This window comes from Xanthomonas sp. DAR 80977, assembly GCF_041240605.1.
In the GTDB taxonomy this organism is placed as follows: Bacteria; Pseudomonadota; Gammaproteobacteria; order Xanthomonadales; family Xanthomonadaceae; genus Xanthomonas_A; species Xanthomonas_A bundabergensis.
In genome coordinates this window covers 4,888,501-4,905,859 of record NZ_CP162487.1, presented here as the reverse complement: position 1 = coordinate 4,905,859, position 17,359 = coordinate 4,888,501, and the positions used below count along the sequence as shown (strand labels likewise).

Annotated in this window: 20 protein-coding genes; 11 read left to right on the top strand and 9 right to left on the bottom strand. The window is 69.9% G+C overall.

The window, feature by feature from the left end; translation table 11 throughout:
* Positions 1-76: 76 nt before the first annotated feature.
* Positions 77-490 carry an endonuclease domain-containing protein gene (locus AB3X10_RS20950; protein ID WP_369977318.1) on the top strand — a complete coding sequence of 138 codons (414 nt, stop codon included), beginning with the start codon at positions 77-79 and terminating at the stop codon, positions 488-490.
* The gene (gene hmgA / locus AB3X10_RS20945; RefSeq protein WP_369977317.1) at positions 487-1,788 is read left to right on the top strand and encodes a homogentisate 1,2-dioxygenase; all 1,302 of its coding nucleotides are present in this window, start codon (positions 487-489) and stop codon (positions 1,786-1,788) included. Before AB3X10_RS20950 ends, hmgA begins: the two co-directional genes overlap by 4 nt.
* 61 nt (positions 1,789-1,849) lie before the next feature.
* Here hmgA and AB3X10_RS20940 read toward each other — a convergent pair whose 3' ends face one another.
* Positions 1,850-2,353, bottom strand: a complete 504-nt coding sequence (locus AB3X10_RS20940) for a hypothetical protein (RefSeq protein WP_369977316.1) — start codon at positions 2,351-2,353, stop codon at positions 1,850-1,852.
* Positions 2,354-2,927: 574 nt separating this feature from the next.
* On the opposite strand from AB3X10_RS20940, the gene AB3X10_RS20935 reads away from it, so the two are divergent.
* The 3 genes from AB3X10_RS20935 to AB3X10_RS20925 all read left to right on the top strand — a co-directional run bounded on the left by AB3X10_RS20935 (position 2,928) and on the right by AB3X10_RS20925 (position 5,450).
* Complete coding sequence (locus AB3X10_RS20935; RefSeq protein WP_369977315.1) at positions 2,928-3,593, top strand: lectin; 666 nt, start codon at positions 2,928-2,930, stop codon at positions 3,591-3,593.
* Between the two features lie 17 nt (positions 3,594-3,610).
* The gene (locus AB3X10_RS20930; protein WP_369977314.1) at positions 3,611-4,234 is read left to right on the top strand and encodes an imm11 family protein; all 624 of its coding nucleotides are present in this window, start codon (positions 3,611-3,613) and stop codon (positions 4,232-4,234) included.
* Positions 4,235-4,499: 265 nt separating this feature from the next.
* Positions 4,500-5,450, top strand: coding sequence for a calcium/sodium antiporter (locus AB3X10_RS20925; protein ID WP_369977313.1), 951 nt, complete (start codon positions 4,500-4,502; stop codon positions 5,448-5,450).
* Positions 5,451-5,593: 143 nt separating this feature from the next.
* On the opposite strand, the gene AB3X10_RS20920 is transcribed toward AB3X10_RS20925, so the two are convergent.
* Genes AB3X10_RS20920 through AB3X10_RS20895 form a run of 6 tightly spaced genes read right to left on the bottom strand, consistent with a single transcriptional unit; the run spans position 5,594 to position 11,497 of the window.
* On the bottom strand, positions 5,594-5,968 hold the full coding sequence (locus AB3X10_RS20920) for a Na+/H+ antiporter subunit G (RefSeq protein ID WP_369977312.1): 375 nt from the start codon (positions 5,966-5,968) through the stop codon (positions 5,594-5,596).
* A complete protein-coding gene (locus AB3X10_RS20915; protein WP_263111246.1) occupies positions 5,965-6,249 on the bottom strand; it encodes a K+/H+ antiporter subunit F in 285 nt (94 codons plus the stop codon). The genes AB3X10_RS20920 and AB3X10_RS20915 overlap by 4 nt, the downstream gene beginning before the upstream one ends.
* Positions 6,246-6,746: a Na+/H+ antiporter subunit E gene (locus AB3X10_RS20910; RefSeq protein ID WP_369977311.1), complete on the bottom strand. Its 501-nt coding sequence runs from the start codon at positions 6,744-6,746 to the stop codon at positions 6,246-6,248. The genes AB3X10_RS20915 and AB3X10_RS20910 overlap by 4 nt, the downstream gene beginning before the upstream one ends.
* Position 6,747: 1 nt before the next feature.
* Positions 6,748-8,310, bottom strand: coding sequence for a monovalent cation/H+ antiporter subunit D (locus AB3X10_RS20905; protein WP_369977310.1), 1,563 nt, complete (start codon positions 8,308-8,310; stop codon positions 6,748-6,750).
* A complete protein-coding gene (locus tag AB3X10_RS20900; protein WP_369977309.1) occupies positions 8,307-8,666 on the bottom strand; it encodes a Na+/H+ antiporter subunit C in 360 nt (119 codons plus the stop codon). Before AB3X10_RS20900 ends, AB3X10_RS20905 begins: the two co-directional genes overlap by 4 nt.
* Entirely contained in the window at positions 8,666-11,497 is a 2,832-nt protein-coding gene (locus AB3X10_RS20895) for a monovalent cation/H+ antiporter subunit A (RefSeq protein WP_369977308.1), read from the bottom strand. Before AB3X10_RS20895 ends, AB3X10_RS20900 begins: the two co-directional genes overlap by 1 nt.
* A gap of 185 nt (positions 11,498-11,682) precedes the next feature.
* Here AB3X10_RS20895 and AB3X10_RS20890 point away from each other — a divergent pair, with 185 nt between their 5' ends.
* Positions 11,683-12,606: an SDR family oxidoreductase gene (locus tag AB3X10_RS20890; protein WP_369977307.1), complete on the top strand. Its 924-nt coding sequence runs from the start codon at positions 11,683-11,685 to the stop codon at positions 12,604-12,606.
* A gap of 25 nt (positions 12,607-12,631) precedes the next feature.
* Here the strand turns inward: AB3X10_RS20890 and AB3X10_RS20885 are convergent, their stop codons facing one another.
* Positions 12,632-13,114, bottom strand: a complete 483-nt coding sequence (locus AB3X10_RS20885; protein ID WP_369977306.1) for a DUF962 domain-containing protein — start codon at positions 13,112-13,114, stop codon at positions 12,632-12,634.
* A 178-nt stretch (positions 13,115-13,292) separates the two neighbouring features.
* Here AB3X10_RS20885 and AB3X10_RS20880 point away from each other — a divergent pair, with 178 nt between their 5' ends.
* Genes AB3X10_RS20880 through AB3X10_RS20865 form a run of 4 tightly spaced genes read left to right on the top strand, consistent with a single transcriptional unit; the run spans position 13,293 to position 15,751 of the window.
* Entirely contained in the window at positions 13,293-13,868 is a 576-nt protein-coding gene (locus AB3X10_RS20880; RefSeq protein WP_369977305.1) for an RNA polymerase sigma factor, read from the top strand.
* Positions 13,869-13,881: 13 nt separating this feature from the next.
* The gene (locus AB3X10_RS20875; protein ID WP_369977304.1) at positions 13,882-14,193 is read left to right on the top strand and encodes a hypothetical protein; all 312 of its coding nucleotides are present in this window, start codon (positions 13,882-13,884) and stop codon (positions 14,191-14,193) included.
* Positions 14,190-14,498, top strand: a complete 309-nt coding sequence (locus AB3X10_RS20870; protein WP_369977303.1) for a 4Fe-4S dicluster domain-containing protein — start codon at positions 14,190-14,192, stop codon at positions 14,496-14,498. The genes AB3X10_RS20875 and AB3X10_RS20870 overlap by 4 nt, the downstream gene beginning before the upstream one ends.
* Positions 14,495-15,751, top strand: coding sequence for an MFS transporter (locus AB3X10_RS20865; protein ID WP_369977302.1), 1,257 nt, complete (start codon positions 14,495-14,497; stop codon positions 15,749-15,751). Before AB3X10_RS20870 ends, AB3X10_RS20865 begins: the two co-directional genes overlap by 4 nt.
* A 195-nt stretch (positions 15,752-15,946) precedes the next feature.
* Here the strand turns inward: AB3X10_RS20865 and AB3X10_RS20860 are convergent, their stop codons facing one another.
* Positions 15,947-16,873 (bottom strand): phosphoribosylaminoimidazolesuccinocarboxamide synthase, encoded by a 927-nt coding sequence (locus tag AB3X10_RS20860; protein WP_369977301.1) that lies wholly within the window; start codon positions 16,871-16,873, stop codon positions 15,947-15,949.
* Positions 16,874-17,016: 143 nt separating this feature from the next.
* Between AB3X10_RS20860 and AB3X10_RS20855 the strand changes: the two genes are divergently transcribed.
* On the top strand, positions 17,017-17,349 hold the full coding sequence (locus AB3X10_RS20855; protein WP_228320049.1) for a J domain-containing protein: 333 nt from the start codon (positions 17,017-17,019) through the stop codon (positions 17,347-17,349).
* Positions 17,350-17,359: the final 10 nt, after the last annotated feature.

The following is a 17,359-nucleotide window of genomic DNA, read 5'->3' as shown; positions in this document are numbered from 1 at the left end:
GGAACCAGCATGCGCCGACACGGCAAAAGCCCCTCTCCCGACGGGAGAGGGGTTGGGGTGAGGGTACGGTGGCGTCATGAAGCCCAAGCCGCCATTGCCCACAATGACCCTGGTAAATGCGCGCAAGTTGCGCCGCGATATGACGGATGCGGAACGAAAGCTTTGGCAGCATTTGCGCTGTGAGCGGCTTTACGGTTTGAAGTTTCGCAGGCAACACCCGGTTCCACCTTACGTCGTCGATTTCTATTGCGAGGCATTGAAGCTGGCCGTTGAGCTGGATGGCTCGCAACATTCGACAGCGGCCGACGCCGAGCGGACCCGCTACCTGCAGTCGCAAGGAATGCACGTACTGCGCTTTTGGAACAACGATGCAATGCTGCAGCCGGACGCTGTCCTGGAATCGATTCTGGATTTTGCCGGCGGCCGTACCCTCACCCCCACCCCTCTCCCGATGGGAGAGGGGCTTTCAGAGCCAGAGTCCACGCCATGAACAGCCAGCATCAGGGTTACCAATCCGGCTTCGGCAACGAATTCGCCACCGAGGCCGTGCCCGGCGCGCTGCCGCAGGGGCAGAACTCGCCGCAGCGCGTGGCCCATGGCCTGTACGCCGAGCAGCTGTCGGGCACCGCGTTCACCGCACCGCGCGGCGTCAACCGGCGCAGCTGGCTCTACCGGATCCGTCCGGCGGCGGTGCATGGCACGTTCGCCGCGTACACGCAGGCCGGCGGCTTCCACAACGACTTCGATGCCGGGCCGGTGTCGCCGGACCAACTGCGCTGGAGTCCGCTGCCGCTGCCGCAGGCGCCGGTGGATTTCGTCGATGGCCTGTACACGATGGCCGGCAACGGCTCGGCCGCCGCGCAGCACGGCGTGGCGGTGCATCTGTACGCGGCCAACGCCTCGATGCGGGGGCGCTTCTTCTACAACGCCGATGCCGAACTGCTGATCGTGCCGCAGCTGGGCCGGCTGCAGCTGTGCACCGAACTGGGCACGCTCGAGCTGGAGCCGCAGGAGATCGCGGTGATCCCGCGCGGCGTGCGCTTCCGTGTCGTGTTGCTCGATGCGGAAGCGCGCGGCTACGTATGCGAGAACTTCGGCGCGCTGCTGCGGCTGCCCGACCTGGGCCCGATCGGCGCCAACGGCCTGGCCAATCCGCGCGATTTCCTCGCCCCGGTGGCCGCCTACGAGGAGGACGAGGGCGACTTCGAACTGATCGCCAAGTTCCAGGGCCACCTGTGGCGTGCGCCGATCGCGCATTCGCCGCTGGACGTGGTCGCCTGGCACGGCAACTACGCGCCGTACAAGTACGACCTGCGCCGCTTCAACACGATCGGCTCGATCAGCTTCGACCATCCCGATCCGAGCATCTTCACCGTGCTCACTGCGCCCAGCGACACGCCCGGTACCGCCAACCTGGACGTCGCGATCTTCCCGCCACGCTGGTTGGTGGCGCAGCACACGTTCCGGCCGCCGTGGTTCCACCGCAACGTGGCCAGCGAGTTCATGGGCCTGGTGCACGGCGTCTACGACGCCAAGGCCGAAGGCTTCGCGCCGGGCGGCGCCTCGCTGCACAACTGCATGAGCGGGCACGGCCCGGACGCGGCCACCTTCGACAAGGCCTCGCAGGCGGACCTGTCGCGGCCGGACGTCATCGCCGACACCATGGCCTTCATGTTCGAGACCCGCGCGGTGCTGCGTCCGACCGCGCAGGCGCTGGCCGCCGACCATCGCCAGCGCGACTACCAGCAGTGCTGGCAGGGCCTGCGCCGCCACTTCCGCGCGCCCTGAGCGCTGCGGCGCTGGCCATCCAGCCCGCGTCGTCCGTGGGCCGGCACCTGCGGCGGCGCGCTCAGGCGGCTTCCAGCGACGCGTGCAGCGGCGCGGGCAGCACTTCCAGCAGGCGCTCGCGGATGCGCTGCGCATAGCGCTCGGAGGTCATCTCCGGCATCGCGCGCAGTGCGTCGGCGATCGCCTGCAGGGTGGCGGCGTCCTCGCGCGCGTCGCGCAACTGCTGCTGCAGCGGGCGCGAGGCCGGGTGGCGCTGCAGTTGCAGCAGATCGAGCAGGTACATGCGCGCGTTGAGCAGCGCGCGGCGCGGATCCGCTGGCGCCGTGGCGGGCGCGGCCGGCGCCGCGACCTGCGGCGGCGCGGCGGCTGCCCGGCCATCGTCCAGGTAGCCCTGCTGCAGCAGCGCCTGCACGATCGCCGCGGCATTGCTGCCGCCCAGCGCGGCCAGTTCGTCGACGCTGCGCCGGCCGTCGGCCAGGATCAATACGCGCCGCTGGCGCATGTCCAGCGGCGCGGCATGGGATTGCAGTGCCGCGAGGGCGAGGGCGGTCTTGCGCGGATGCATGGCAGCGGTACCGGAAGGTGCGAAGCTTCGCCGTCGGCGGTGAAACGTTGATGACAGGCGCTGCGCGCTGTCGCTGCGCGGTGGTGCATGCCGGTGGCGCGAAACGTCGTCGCAGCGCTGTGCCGGTACGAATGTCTGCACTTGGGTGGGCGCGTGGGGCTGCGTCGCATGCGCGACACGTTGCGGATGCCGGCGCCTGCTCTGATCGGCTTCACTGCCGCCACATACACAGCCACAACCACAGCCACAAACAACGCCATCGCCACCACCACAGCTACAGCTACAACTACAGCCAGACGATGCATATGCCTATCCGGCATCGACGCTGTACCGGCGCTGCTGCGCCAGGCGTGCGCCACGTCGCATGGGCAAGCAGCGCACCGCATCGTCCAGCGCGAGCGATGCTTGCGTCGGTTCCGACGGCCGTCCGGCGCCGGCGCTGGCGAACCGCGGCAATAGTGAAGGCGTGCCCGCATCGCGCTTCCGCCATCATCGAGGCAGCGGATGCGACGCCGGTCAGTGCATGCGCACGGCACCCGCGCTAGCCTATGCACTGCTCTTGCGAGGACCTGCGATGAAGCCGACCCTGCCCGCCGCTGCATTGCTGCTGCTCGCGTTGAGCGCCTGCGACAGATCGCCGCCACCGTCGCCGCCATCGGCACCCGCGCCCGCGTCCGCCCCTGCGGACGACGGCGCCTTGCCGCCGCCGGCGCTGGACCAGCCCGATACCGACGTGCCCCCGGCGCAGGCCCCGGCTGCGGCGATGCCGCCGGAGATGGCGCCGGCGGAGCGGCAACTGGCCCGCGACGACGGCTATGGCGACCTGCGCCTGGGCATGAGCGCGGCGCAGGCGCGCGCGGCCTGGGGCGGCGAACTCGATGGCCAGCCCGGCGAGGCGGGCGGCTGCTATGTCCTGCGGCCCCGCTGGGCCAAGGGCGGCAACGACTTCGGCCTGATGTTCGAAGCCGACAAGCTGGTCCGCTACGACGTGCGCACCGCCAAGGAAACCGCGCCGGGCGGCGGCAAGGTCGGCATGGACCTGGCGCAGCTGCGCGCGCTGTACGCCGGGCGCGTGGAAGAGCAGCCGCACAAGTACATCGAAGGCGGCAAGGTCCTGCGCATCGCCGGCGCCACCGCCCAGTCCGGCGTGCTGGCGTTCGAGATCGACGCCGCGGGCAAGGCCAGCGCCTGGCGCGTGGGCTTGCCGCCGCAGGTGGACTACGTGGAAGGCTGCGGCTAGCGCAGGAGTCAAGCCGGTTGTCAGCGCGCCTGGATAGAGATCAACGCGTGCAGGTCGCTGCAGGGAATGCCATGTACCTATTGGACATCAGTGAGAGCTACTCGGAAATTTTCTGGTTCAAATACGACCAGACGCTCTCGCCCGACCACCTGCTGTTCATCAGTGGTGAAACGCAATCGTCGATTGCTGCCACCCCGACCTTCAGAAACAACAAGAAAGTAAGCAAGTCGCGCTTGCTGGCGTTCGATCTCCTTCAAAGCGACACGCTCGAATTCGTCAGCCAGGCAATGGCTGAGGTGTTGCGCCAATATCCTGACGACGTTCAATTATTTCCCGCCGACGTCTACCTCAAAGAGGAACGGTTGCAGGGCTTCCACGTCTTTAATGTGATCCAGACGGTGCCTTGCATCGACCTCGAACACTCCCGGCATGCCCCCATGTTCGGCTTCATGCCTGATGGACCTCTGCGATTCACAACGCTTCAGAGCCTGCCGCCTGCGGCCTTGGCTGGTCACCACCTCGTCCGGGCCAGGGAAAGCTCGCAGCGCATTTTCGTTTCCCAGCAGCTGAAACAGCAATGCGAGGCTTCCGGGCTTGAAGGCTTGCGGTTTGTGGACTGCTCCAAGGGTATTCGAGTGTGAGATAAGCGGGGTGAGTTGGTTGATGAAAGGGCCTTGTCGCTCTTTTTTGTTTCCTTCAGGAATTCGACCGCGATCTTGACCGGCTCGCCGGTCCGCGGGCTTTAGGGGTGTAGCGGCGGCGGTTGCGATCCACGCCGCGGGTACCCGGTTCCCCCGAAGAAATCCGCCTGGCCAGCCAGCCGCCCCCCGCCCGGTCGCCACAATGACGGCCGCATCATCCGCGCTGCGCATAGAATCGCGCATCGTAATGGCGAGGGGATGGGCGATGGCGAGCGCGATCGGCTTGGTGCTGGTGGGATTGCTGTTGCTGGCCTTGGGCGGGGACTCGATCGTCAAGGCGGCGTCGGGCCTGGCGCAGCGTTGCGGCGCCTCGCCGTTCGTCGCCGGCCTGCTGCTGGTGGCGTTCGGCACCTCGCTGCCGGAGCTGGCGGTCAATGCGCGCGCCTACGTGGTCGGCGCGCAGGACCTGGCGCTGGGCAACGCGGTCGGCAGCAACATCGCCAACCTGGGCCTGACCCTGGCGCTGGCCGCGCTGGCGGCACCGCTGCTGGTGCGTACGCGGATGCTGGCGCCGTTGCTGGTGGTGCTGGCGGTGGCGACGCTGGCGCTGATCGGCTTCGGCCTGGACGGGGCGATCTCGCGGCTGGAAGGCGCGCTGCTGTTGCTGGGCTTCGTCGGCGTGGTGGTGTTCCTGCTGCGCCGTGCGCGTACCGAAGACGCCGCGCGCCAGCTCGGCCTGTCCGGCTATGCGGTGACCCGCACCGCGCTCGGCCTGAACCTGCTGCGCCTGCTGATCGCGGTCGTGCTGCTGTACTTCGGCGCCAAGCTGGTGGTCGATGCCGCGCCGCGGCTCGGCGCCGCCTGGGGCCTGTCGCCGCTGCTGGTCGGCCTGCTGCCGGTCGCGATCGGCACCGCGCTGCCGGAAGCCGCCGCCGCGATCGCCGCGGCGCGCCGCGGGCAGGGCGACATGGTGGTCGGGCATGTGCTCGGCTCCAGCCTGTTCAACCTGCTGGTGGTGATCGGCGGCATGGCCGCGCTGCGTCCGTTGCCGTTGCCGGCCTCGTTCGTGCGCCTGGAGCTGCCGGCGGCGGTCGCGCTGAGCGTGGTGCTGTATCCGATGCTGCGCGGCGACATGCGCATCAGCCGCGGCGAAGGCGCGGTGCTGCTGGTCGCGTTTCTGGCCTGGGTCGGGTTGGAAGTGGTGTTGGTGGGGTGAGGCGCGGCTGAAGCTCCCTCATCCAGACGATGCCACCTCCAGGAGCGGCTTCAGCCGCGACCGGGCGTTACCGGTAAGGCCCGGTCGCGGCTGAAGCCGCTCCTACAGGACTGCGCCAATGCGGCTCATCCGAATCGGATCTTCTAGCGCTCATCCTGCTGCTCAGGCGGCGGCAACCCTTCCTTGTCGGCATGATCGCTGCTGCCAGGCACCTGCGGGCGCTGTTCCATCATCAGCGACAGCGCGGCCTTGGCCATCATGTGCGCGCTGATCGGCGCGGTGATGAACAGGAACGCGGTGATCAGCAGTTCGCGCGGCTGCGGGTCCTGGCCCAGGAACAGGTGGTAGCCGACCGAGGCCAGCAGCACGCAGCCCACGCCCAGGGTGCTGGCCTTGGTCGGCGCGTGCAGGCGCTTGAAGAAGTCCGACAGCTTCACCAGCCCCAGCGCGCCGAGCAGGATGAAGAAGCAGCCGACGATCAGCAGCAGCGACAGCCCCACCTGCAGCAGCCCGATCATTCGACGATGTCCCGGCGCAGCACGTACTTGCTCAGCACCACGGTGCTGCCGAAGCCGAGCATGGCGATGACCAGTGCGGCCTCGAAGTACACCGGCGAATCCAGGTACATGCCGAACAGCATCAGCTCGGCGATCGCGGTCACCGACAGCGTGTCCAGCGCCAGGATGCGGTCGGGCACCGTCGGCCCGCGCAGCAGCCGCCACAGCGCCAGCAGCATCGCCAGCGCCACCACGTGCATGCACACGGCGATGGTGCCCTCGATGAACATGTGGCTGGTCATGGGAAGATCTCCATCAGGGGCGCTTCGTAGCGCGTCTTGATCTGCCGGATCACGGTCTCGGCGTCGTCCAGGTGCAGCACGTGCACCAGCAGGTACTTGCGGTCGTCCGACAGCGCCGCCGACACCGTGCCCGGGGTCAGGGTGATCATGCTGGTCAGCGCGGCGATGCCGTGGATGTTGGCGATGTCCAGCGGCACCCAGATGAAGCCGGGGCGGATACGCGATTCCGGACCCAGCACCTGCAGCGCCACCACCACGTTGGAGCGCACGATGTCCCAGGCGACCACGCACAGCATCTTCGGCACCGAACGCAGCGAGCCGATGCGCGCGAACTCGCGGTCCAGGCGCGCGGCGAACAGCGGGACCGCCACCCCCAGCAGCGCGCCCAGCAGCCATTGGCCCAGGCCGAAGCTGTCGCTCATCAGCAGCCAGAACACGGTGACGGTGACGCTCAGCGGCCACGAGGGGAACAGGCGGCGCAACCAGGGACGGCGCATGTCAGGGCTCCCGTAGCGCCGGCGCGGTGGCGCGCAGCTGGGTGGCGTAGTCGGCCGGGCGCAGCAGCTGCGCGGCGGCCGCCTCGGTATAGCGCAGCATCGGCCCGGCGGCGACGGTCATCGCCACGCCGTAGCCGAGCAGCAGCAGGGTCGCGGCGGTCTCCAGCGGCCGCGCGCGGGCCTTGCGCGGCGCCGGCCGTGGCGCTTGCTCGGTGCCGTCGTCGTCGTCGTGCTGGTCGCCCGGCACGCGCCAGAACAGGCGCACGCCGGCGCGGGTCAGGCCCATGATCACCATCAGGCTGCTGAGCAGCACCGCGGTCCACACCGGCGCGACGTTGCTGTCCGGCGTCGCGCTGAGGATCGCGACCTTGGCCAGGAACCCGGACAGCGGCGGCAACCCGGCCACCGAGACCGCCGCGATCAGGAACAGCACGCCGGGCACGGTCTTGCCCGGCAGCGGCGCGATCACTTCCTTGCGGTCGCTGGCGTCGCCGCGGCGGCGCCGGATCAGGTCGGCGATCAGGAACAGCGCCGCGGCGACGAAGCTGCTGTGCGCCAGGTAGTACAGGCCGGCGCCGAGCGTGCCCGGCGCGTCCAGCGCGAAGGCGATGAACAGCGTCGCCGCCGACACGATCACCAGATAGCCGACCAGCACCCGCAGGCGCACCGCGGCCAGCACCCCGAGCGCAGCCAGCAGCAGCGTGCCGATGCCCAGCCACAGCAGCCAGTCGCGCGCGTAGCCGTCCAGCGCCTGCGCCTGGCTGCCCAGGATCAGCGTGCTCACCCGCAGCACCGCGTACAGCCCGACCTTGGTCATCACCACGAACAGCGCCGCCACCGGCGCCGGCGCGCGCGCATAGGTTTCCGGCAGCCACAGGTACAGCGGCAGCAACGCGGCTTTGGCGCAGAACACCAGTAGCAACAGGCCGAAGGTGGCCTTGATCAGGCGCAGGTTCTCCGGCGGCGCCTGCGCGATGCGCTGCGACAGCTCGGCCATGTTCAACGAACCGAGCAGCGCGTATAGCAGGCCCAGCGCGATCAGGAACAGGGTGGAGGAGGTGACGTTGAACACCACGTAGTGGAAGCCCACGCGCAGGCGCAGGCCGCGCCCGCCGCTGAGCAGCAGGCCGTAGGAGGCGATCAGCATCACCTCGAAGAACACGAACAGGTTGAACACGTCGCCGGTCAGGAACGCGCCGTTGAGGCCGACCAGCTGGAACTGGAACAGCGCGTGGAAGTGCGGCGCGCGCCGGTCCCAGCCGGCGCAGGCGTGCAGCAGGCAGGCCGCGGCGAGCAGGGTGGTGGTCAGCAGCATCCACGCCGACAGGCGGTCGGCCATCAGCGCGATGCCCAGCCGCGACGGCCAGTCGCCGAGCAGGTACGCCTGCACCTGGCCGTTGCCGGCGCGCACGAACAGCGCGATCACCGCCGCGGCCAGCGCCGCCATCGCGGTCCAGGCCACGGCGCGCCGCACGTGGCGCCCGTAGCGGCGGTGCTCGACGAACAGCGACAGCGCCGCGCCGAGCAGCGGGATCAGGATCGGCAGGATGAGCAGATGGTTCATAGCGCGCTGTCGCCGTCGTGATCGACGCGCGCATCGACATGGTCGCTGCGGTTGTCGCCGCGGCTGCGCATCGCCAGCACGATGCTGACCGCGGTCATCGCGAAGGCGATCACGATCGCGGTCAGCACCAGCGCCTGCGGCAACGGATCGGCGTGCTCGGCCAGGGTCGGCGCGACGCCGTCGCGCAGCACCGGCGCCTTGCCCTGCAGCAAGCGCCCGCCGGCGAAGATCAGCAGGTTGGTGGCGTAGGACAGCACGGTCATGCCCAGGATCACGTCGAAGCTGCGCGCGCGCAGCAACAGGTACACGCCGACCGCGGTCAGCACGCCGATCGCGCTCGCCAGGGCCAGTTCCATCAGCGCATCTCCCCGGTGCGTGCGGAGCGCTGCGCCGGATCGATCTCGCCGCGCTGGGACTCGCGCGTGCGCGAGGGTTTGATCGTGCCCATCATCGACAGGGTCAGCATGGTGCCGCCGAACACGACCAGGTACACGCCGGTATCGAAGCCCAGCGCGCTGGCCAGCGGGATGTCGCCGATCAGCGGGAGGTGGAGGTCGTAGTGGCCGCTGGTCAGGAACGGCACCCCGAACAGCATCGAGGCCATGCCGCTGAGCGCGGCCAGCAACAGGCCCAGGCCGATGCAGCGGATGTAGTCGAAGCCGAAGCGCGATTCCACCGAGGCCGCGCCCTGGATCACGTACTGGATCAGCAGCGGCACCGCCAGCACCAGGCCGGCGATGAAGCCGCCGCCGGGCGCGTTGTGGCCGCGCAGGAACAGGAAGATCGACACGGTGAGGGTCAGCGGGAACATCAGCTGCGCCAGGTCGGCCGGCACCGGCAGCTTGATCGGCGGCCCCGGCATCACCTTTTCCGGCGCCATCCGCGCGCGCCGCAGCAGCGCATGCACCACCAGCGCGGCGATGCCGAACACGGTGATCTCGCCGAAGGTGTCGAAGCCGCGGAAATCGACCAGGATCACGTTGACCACGTTGCGTCCATAGGCTTCCGGCAGCGCGCGCTGCAGCAGTTCGCCGGCCATCGTCGTCGCCGGCCGGGTCATCACCGAATACGCCAGCAAGGCCATGCCGGTGCCGGCGGCGATCGCCAGCGCCGCATCGCGCAGCTTGCGCCAGCGCTGCGGTTCCACCGGCGAGGCCTTGGGCAGGTAGTTCATCGCCAGCAGCATCAGCACCAGGGTGACCATCTCCACCAGCAACTGGGTCAGCGCCAGGTCCGGCGCCGACAGGAACACGAACACCAGGCTCACGCCCAGGCCGCTGCCGCCGATCACCAGCACCGCCAGCAGGCGCTGCCGGTACAGGAACAGCGTGGCCAGCGCGCAGCTGACGATCAGCAGCCACAGCGCCCAGCCCAGCAGCGGCATCGGCTGCGGCGCCGGCCACTGGCTCCACAGTGGCGGCGCGGCCACGAACGGCGCCGCGGCGACCACCACCGCGCTCAGCAGCAGCCAGCGCAGGCTGCGCTGCAGGCTGCCGTTGGTCAGCAGCCGGGTGAAGCGCACGGCGATGCCGAACAAGGCGTCCACCTGCCAGTGGAACACCCGCTTGCCCAGCGAGCGGCGCACTTCGGTATACAGCGCGGTCAGCCGGCGCAGGCCGAAGTACAGCGCCACGCCGCCGATCATGCCGGCGATGCTCATCGCCAGCGGCGCGTTCCAGCCGTGCCAGACCGCCAGGCTGTAGTCGGGCAGCGCGTCGCCGAGGATCGCGCCGGCCGCGGTGCGCAGCACCGGCGCCACGGTCAGCGCCGGGAAGATGCCGACCGCCACGCACACCAGCACCAGCACTTCCACCGGGATCTTCATCCAGCGCGGTGGCTCGTGCGGCATCGCCTCCAGCTGCCGCGGGCCGTGGCCGAAGAAGGTCTCGTAGACGAAGCGCAGGCTGTAGGCGACGCCGAGCACGCCGGCCAGCAGCGCCGCGCCGGCGGTGAACACGCGCATCGCCACCGGGCCGTCGGCGTCCAGCGCCTGCGCGAAGAACATCTCCTTGGACAGGAAGCCGTTGAGCAGCGGGATGCCGGCCATCGACAGCGAGGCGATGATCGCCAACGCGCTGGTGAACGGCATCCAGCGGCGCAGGTTGCCGAGCCGGCGCATGTCGCGGGTATGCGTCTCGTGGTCGATGATGCCGGCGGCCATGAACAGCGAGGCCTTGAACACCGCGTGGTTGAGGATGTGGAACACGCCGGCCACCACCGCCAGCGGCGTGGACAGCCCGAACAGCATGGTGATCAGGCCCAGGTGCGAGATCGTCGAATACGCCAGCAGGCCCTTCAGGTCGTGCTGGAAGATCGCGTACCAGGCGCCGACCAGCAGGGTGACCGCGCCGACGCCGCCGACCGTGTAGAAGAACAGGTCGCTGCCGGCCAGCGCCGGATGCAGCCGCGCCAGCAGGAACACGCCGGCCTTGACCATCGTCGCCGAGTGCAGATAGGCCGACACCGGGGTCGGCGCGGCCATCGCATGCGGCAGCCAGAAGTGGAACGGGAACTGCGCGCTCTTGGTGAAGATGCCGAGCAGGATCAGCCCCAGCGCCCACGGATACAGCGCGCTGGCGCGGATCGCGTCGCCGGCGGCGAGCACCGCGTCGAGCTGGAAGCTGCCGACGATGCGCCCGATCAGCAGGATCCCGCCGAGCAGGGCCAGGCCGCCGCCGCCGGTGATCACCAGCGCCATGCGCGCGCCGTCGCGCGCATCCTTGCGGTGCGACCAGAACCCGATCAGCAGGAACGAGCTGATGCTGGTCAGTTCCCAGAACACCATCAGCAACAGCAGGTTGCCGGCGATCACCATGCCCAGCATCGCGCCCATGAACAGCAGCAGGTAGCCGTAGAAGCGCGCCACGTTCTCGCGCGCGCCCAGGTAGTAGTGCGCGTACATCACCACCAGCGCGCCGATCGCCAGCACCAGCCCGGCGAACATCCACGCCAGTCCGTCCAGGCGCAGCGAGAACTGCAGCCCGATCTGCGGCAGCCAGGCGTGGTCGGCGCGCACGATGCCGCCGTCGAGCACGGTCGGGGTCAGCAGGCCGAGCAGGACCAGCCCGGCCAGCGGCGCGGCCGCGGCGACCCAGGCCAGCGTGGCGCGCGAACGGTGGCGCAGGGCGACGACGGCCGCCGCCATCAGGAACGGCAAGGCCAGCAGGATGTCCAGAACGGGGATCATGCAGGGAATACGAGATTCGCGAGCAGGAGCCCGAGTGTAACAGGCGCTTCCCGCTGCTGGCCTGCGATGGTGGTCGGCGCATGCAAGGTCATTTCTTCACCATAGCGCAGGCCAGGTGATGCGCTTGCGAGCGCGCGGCGGCCTCGGGATTGGGCGTGGCGGCGCGCGCTCGCTATGCTTGCGCGATGACCGAACGGCCCGCCATCGACGCTGCTGCTTCTTCCGCGCCTGCGAACGCGCAGGGCGTGCGCGTGGCGCTGCTGTTCGGCGGCAGCGGCCAGATCGGCGAGCGCCTGCTGCCGGGCTTGCTGGCCGCGGGCTGGCAGGTGCATGCGTTCTCGCGCACGCCGCAGCCGCCGCGCGACGGCCTGCACTGGCATGTGGGCGAATTGAGCCAATTGCAGGCGCCACCGGTGCAGGCCGAGGCGATCTTCAGCTGCGGCCCGCTGGATGCGTTCGCCGACTGGTACCGGCGCACGCCGCTGCGCGCGGCGCGCGTGGTCGCGTTCGGCTCCACCAGCCTGGAGGTCAAGCGCGATTCGCTGGACGCAGCCGAACGCGACGTCGCCCGGCGCCTGCGCGAGGCCGAGGCCGCACTGTTCGCCGCCGCGGCCGAACGCGGCGCGGCGGTCACCGTGCTGCGCCCGACCCTGGTCTACGGCGCCGGCCGCGACCGCACGCTGAGCGCGATCGCCATACTGGCGCGGCGCAGCGGCTGGTTCGTGCTGCCGCGCAGCGCGCGCGGCCTGCGCCAGCCGGTGCACGTGCAGGACCTGGCCGACGCGGCGCTGGCGGTGCTGGCGCATCCGGCCACGCACGGCCGCGGCTATGCGCTGGGCGGCGGCGAGGTGCTCAGCTACCGCGAGATGGTGCGGCGGGTGCTGGCCGCGCTGCAGCCGCCGGCGCGGCTGCTGCCGCTGCCGCATGCGCTGTTCGCGCTGGCCCTGGCCGTGGCCCATGCCGGCGGCCGCCTGCGCGGCATGAACCGCGCCGCGTTGCGGCGCATGGGCGAGGACCTGGTATTCGACCTGGCGCCGGCGCAGCGCGATTTCGGCTATGCGCCGCGCGCCTTCGCCCCGGATGCGGCGATGCTGGGCGTGCCGCGCTGAGGCAGGGGCAGGCCCGGCGCCCGGCTCAGTAGCGCCAGTCCATGCGCCGGTACAGCTTGGCCAGCACCCAGGCCGGCCCGATCAGCAGGTACACCAGGTCGGTGAGGAAGCTGGGCTTGTGGCCTTCCAGCTTGTGCCCGACGAACTGCGCGATCCAGGCCACCACGAAGGTGCCCACCGCCAGCCACAGCAGGCCCTGCAGGCCCAGGCGCGCTTCCAGCAGCCGGCACAGGCAGCCGCAGAAGAAGAACGCGGCCAGCATGCCGTAGCCCAGCGGCCGCGACAGCCGGTTGTAGTACATCCACGCCGCGAACATGCCCAGCGCCGCCCACAGCCCGCTCTGGAACCAGCTGCCGCCGACCGGGATGCACCACAGCAGCGCCACCACCGACCACAGGATCGCCGGCACCGCGACCACGTGGATGCGCTGGTTGGCGGCATTGCGGTGATCGTCGGAATAGCTGGCGAAATAGCGGTCGATCGGGCGCGCGTAGGCAGTGGTATCCATCGTCCCTCCCAGGAGTCGGGCCAGCATAGCGCCATCCAGCGAGCGGCGCGGAGACAGCGCGCGCCGCGACCGTGGCGGCGCGTGGGTCGGGATCGGTGTCGGGGATAGGCCCGGGCGCCGGCGCGGGGAAAATCCGCAGGGTCCACAATATCGGCCGCGCTGCCACGTCTGCCACAGCATGAGCCCAGCGAATCCAGCGCCCGAGACCGACCGCGACATCGCCGCGACGGTGTTGCGCGAGCGCTCCAGGCTGGGTCGCTTCATCCGCCGCCGCGTGCTCGACTGGGCCGAGGCCGAGGACATCCTGCAGGACGTGCTCTACGAGTTCGTGCAGGCATACCGGTTGCCCGCGAGCATCGAGCAGGCCAGCGCCTGGCTGTTCCAGGTCGCGCGCAACCGCATCATCGACCGCTTCCGCAAGCGCAAGGCGCAGCCGCCGGGCGAGCGCATCGACGACGGCGCTGCCGACGACGACGATGCGCTGCGCCTGGACCTGGCGTTGCCGGCGCCGGGCGGCGGCCCGGAGGCCGCCTATGCGCGCGCGCGCCTGCTGGTGGCGCTGCAGCAGGCGCTGGACGAATTGCCGGACAAGCAGCGCGAGGTGTTCGTGGCGCACGAGTTCGAAGGCCGCAGCTTCAGGCAGATGGCCGATGCGGACGGCATCCCGATCAACACCCTGCTCGCGCGCAAGCGCTACGCCGTGCTGTACCTGCGCGCGCGCCTGCAGGCCGCCTACGACGAATTGGAACCTTGAAGGAGTGAATGCGATGGCGCTGTTCAGAGGGTGGTACGTGGGCAAGCTGGCGATCGCCCTGGTGGCGGCCGCCGTGCTCGGCGCGGTGGTCATGCTGTTGTGGAACGCGGTGGTGCCGGTGGCATTGAGCGCCGCGCGCCCGATCGACTATCCGCATGCGGTGGGATTGCTGGTGCTCAGCCGCATCCTGTTCGGCGGATTCCGCGGGCACGGCGGCTGGCACAGGCACCGCCACTGGCAGAAATGGCAGGCGATGACGCCGGAGGAGCGCGAGCAGTTCAAGCACGCCATGCAGCGCCGCCGGCACCGGGGAGAACGCCAATGACGCCGCTGGATGACGCGTCGACCGTCTGCAAGCAGCCGCCCGGGGCGGTGGCGCCGAGCATCGACCTGACACGGTGCGAGGGCAAGGGCGATTGCGCGGAGGTGTGCCCGGAACAGGTGTTCGAACTGCGCCGCATCGACGCGACCGATTACGCGCGGCTCGGCCTGCTGCACAGGGTAAAGCTGCGCGTGCACGGCATGCGCGTGGCGTATGCGCCCAATCTCGACGCCTGCCGCGGCTGCGGCCTGTGCGTGGCCGCATGCCCGGAACAGGCCGTCACGCTGCGCCGGGTACGGCAACCATGAGCGCGCCATCTCCGGTCGCGCCGCTCGGCTTCACCGCCTACCAGAAGCTGGTGGCGGGCATGCTGGCGTTCCTGCAGTTCGCGCTCATCCTCGATTTCATGCTGATGTCGCCGCTGGGCGCCAGCATCATGCCGGCGCTGCGCATCGGCCCGACCCAGTTCGGCCTGGTCGTGTCCGCGTATGCGTTCAGCGCCGCGGCGTCCGGCCTGCTGACCGCTGGTTTCGCCGACAGGTTCGACCGCAAGAAGCTGCTGCTGTTCTTCTACGCCGGTTTCATCGTCGGCACCGCGTGGTGCGGGTTGGCGCAAAGCTTCCACAGCCTGTTGCTGGCGCGCATCGTCACCGGGCTGTTCGGGGGCGTGATCGGCTCGGTGGTGCTCGCCATCGCCACCGACCTGTTCCCGGCGCAGCTGCGTGGCCGGGTGATGGGCCTGATCCAGACCGCCTTCGCCGCCAGCCAGGTGCTGGGCATTCCCATCGGGCTGTACCTGTCCAACCGCTGGGACTGGCACGCGCCGTTCCTGGCGATGACCGCGCTCGGCCTGGCCGCCGGCCTGGTCGTGGCGTGGCGGCTGCAACCGGTCGCCGCGCATCTGCAGGCGCCGCGCGAACATGGCGCGTGGCGGCATCTGCTGCGCACCCTCGCCGTGCCGCGCCACCAGCTGGCGTTCGCGACGACCGCACTGCTGAGCACCGGCGGCTTCATGCTGATGCCGTTCGGCAGCGCGTACATCGTCGGCAATCTCGGCATCGACCTGCACAGCCTGCCCACCATCTATCTGATCACCGGGGTCTGCGCCATCGTGTTCGGCCCGTTGATCGGCAGGGCGACCGACCGCTTCGGCACCTTGCGCGTGTTCAGCTTCGGCACGGTGCTCAGCATCCTCATGGTGCTGATCTACACCCATCTTGGCCGGGTCTCGCTGCCGATGCTGATCGGGGTCAACGTGCTGCTGTTCGCCGCGATCTTCTCGCGCATGATCCCGTACCAGGCATTGGCCGCCTCGGTGCCGGCGCTGCAGCAGCGCGGCGCGTTCAACGCGATCGGCGCCTCCGTGCAGCAGCTGTCCGGCGGCCTGGCGTCGCTGATCGCCGGGCACATCGTCGCGCTGGGCGCCGACGGCAAGCTGCAGCATTTCGACAGGGTCGGCTACGTGGTGGTCGCCGTGTCGCTGGTGGCCTGGGGGCTGCTCTTCGCCCTGCAGCGCGATGGCGACGGCGTCCCGCAAGTGCGCGATCCGGCGGCAGGGTGAGCGCTCGCCGCTGCCCTGCGCAGCAGCGGAACGCGTGCCGTCGTTGCCGCGTCCGCATCGAGCTGGCGTGCGGCCCGCGAAGGCTGCGCGTGCCGGCGCACTGCCCGTCTGACCCGGCCGGGCCAAGCCCGTCGCTGCGCGCGATGCGCGGCAGGGCCTGGGCGCGGACGCCAGGTCCCGTCGCGACGGGGGCCGTCAGTCGATCGAGATCCCCGCCAGCCGCTGCAGCGCCTCGGCGTACTTGGCGCGGGTGCGGTCGATCACGTCCTGCGGCAGGCTCGGGCCGGGCGCGGTCTTGCCCCAGTCCAGCGTCTCCAGGTAGTCGCGCACGAACTGCTTGTCGTAGCTGGGCGGGCTGGTGCCCACTTCGTATTCGTCGGCCGGCCAGTAGCGCGAGGAATCCGGGGTCAGCATCTCGTCCATGATGTACAGGCGGCCGTCGGCGTCGGTGCCGAACTCGAACTTGGTGTCGGCCAGCAGGATGCCGCGCTCGGCGGCGAAATCGGCGGCGAAGCGGTAGATGCGCAGGGTGGCGTCGCGCACGCGCTCGGCCAGTTCGGCGCCGACCGTCTTGACCATCGCGTCGAAGTCGATGTTCTCGTCGTGGTCGCCGACCGCGGCCTTGGTCGAGGGGGTGAAGATCGGCTCGGCCAGTTTCTCGGCCTGGCGCAGGCCGTCGGGCAGTTCGATGCCACTGACCTTGCCGGTGCGCTGGTAGTCCTTCCAGCCGCTGCCGATCAGGTAGCCGCGGGCGATCGCCTCCACCGGCACCGGCTTGAGCTTCTTGGTCACCACCGCGCGCCGCGCGTACAGCGCCGTGTCCACGCCGGCGGGCAGCACCGCGGCCACGTCGATGCCGGTGAGGTGGTTGGGCATCAGATGCTCGGTCTTCTTGAACCAGAAGTTGGAGACCTGGCACAGCATCTCGCCCTTGCCGGGAATCGGGTCGGGCAGCACCACGTCGAAGGCGGACAGGCGGTCGGTGGCGACCATCAGCAGGTAGTCGCCGGGGGGAGCGTCGGCGGGCAGGCGCTCGCGGGGGATATCGAATACGTCGCGGACCTTGCCCCGGTGACGCAACGGCAGGCCGGGCAGATCGGATTGCAACAGCGTGGTGGACACAGGCACTCCTACGGACTTCGCAATGGCGGCTGTCCCGGGACCCGGCGGGCCCGCGGCTCGACAGCGGGCCGCGTAGTGTACGGCCGGAAAGCCCCGCTGTGCCGTAAAATGCGAGGCCTTGTCCGCCGAGCCCGCCCTCGCCCATGCACTGGTACGGAAAACTGCTCGGCGCGATCGCCGGGGCGCTGCTGTTCCGGCCCAATCCGGTGTTCGGCGCGGTGCTCGGGCTGCTGGTCGGGCATGCCTTCGATGCTGACTGGTTCAAGCTCGGCCAGCGCGAGGACCCCTACCGCGAGCTGGGCGTGCGCCGCGACGCCACCGACGCCGAGATCGAGCTGGCCTACCGCCGGCTGATCTCCCAGTACCACCCCGACAAGGTCGCCGGCGCCAGTCCGGAGCTGCGTGCGCGGGCCGAGAAGAAGGCCAGCCAGCTCAACACCGCCTACGACCGTATCCGCACCCTGCGCAAGCGCTGAGACCTTCGCC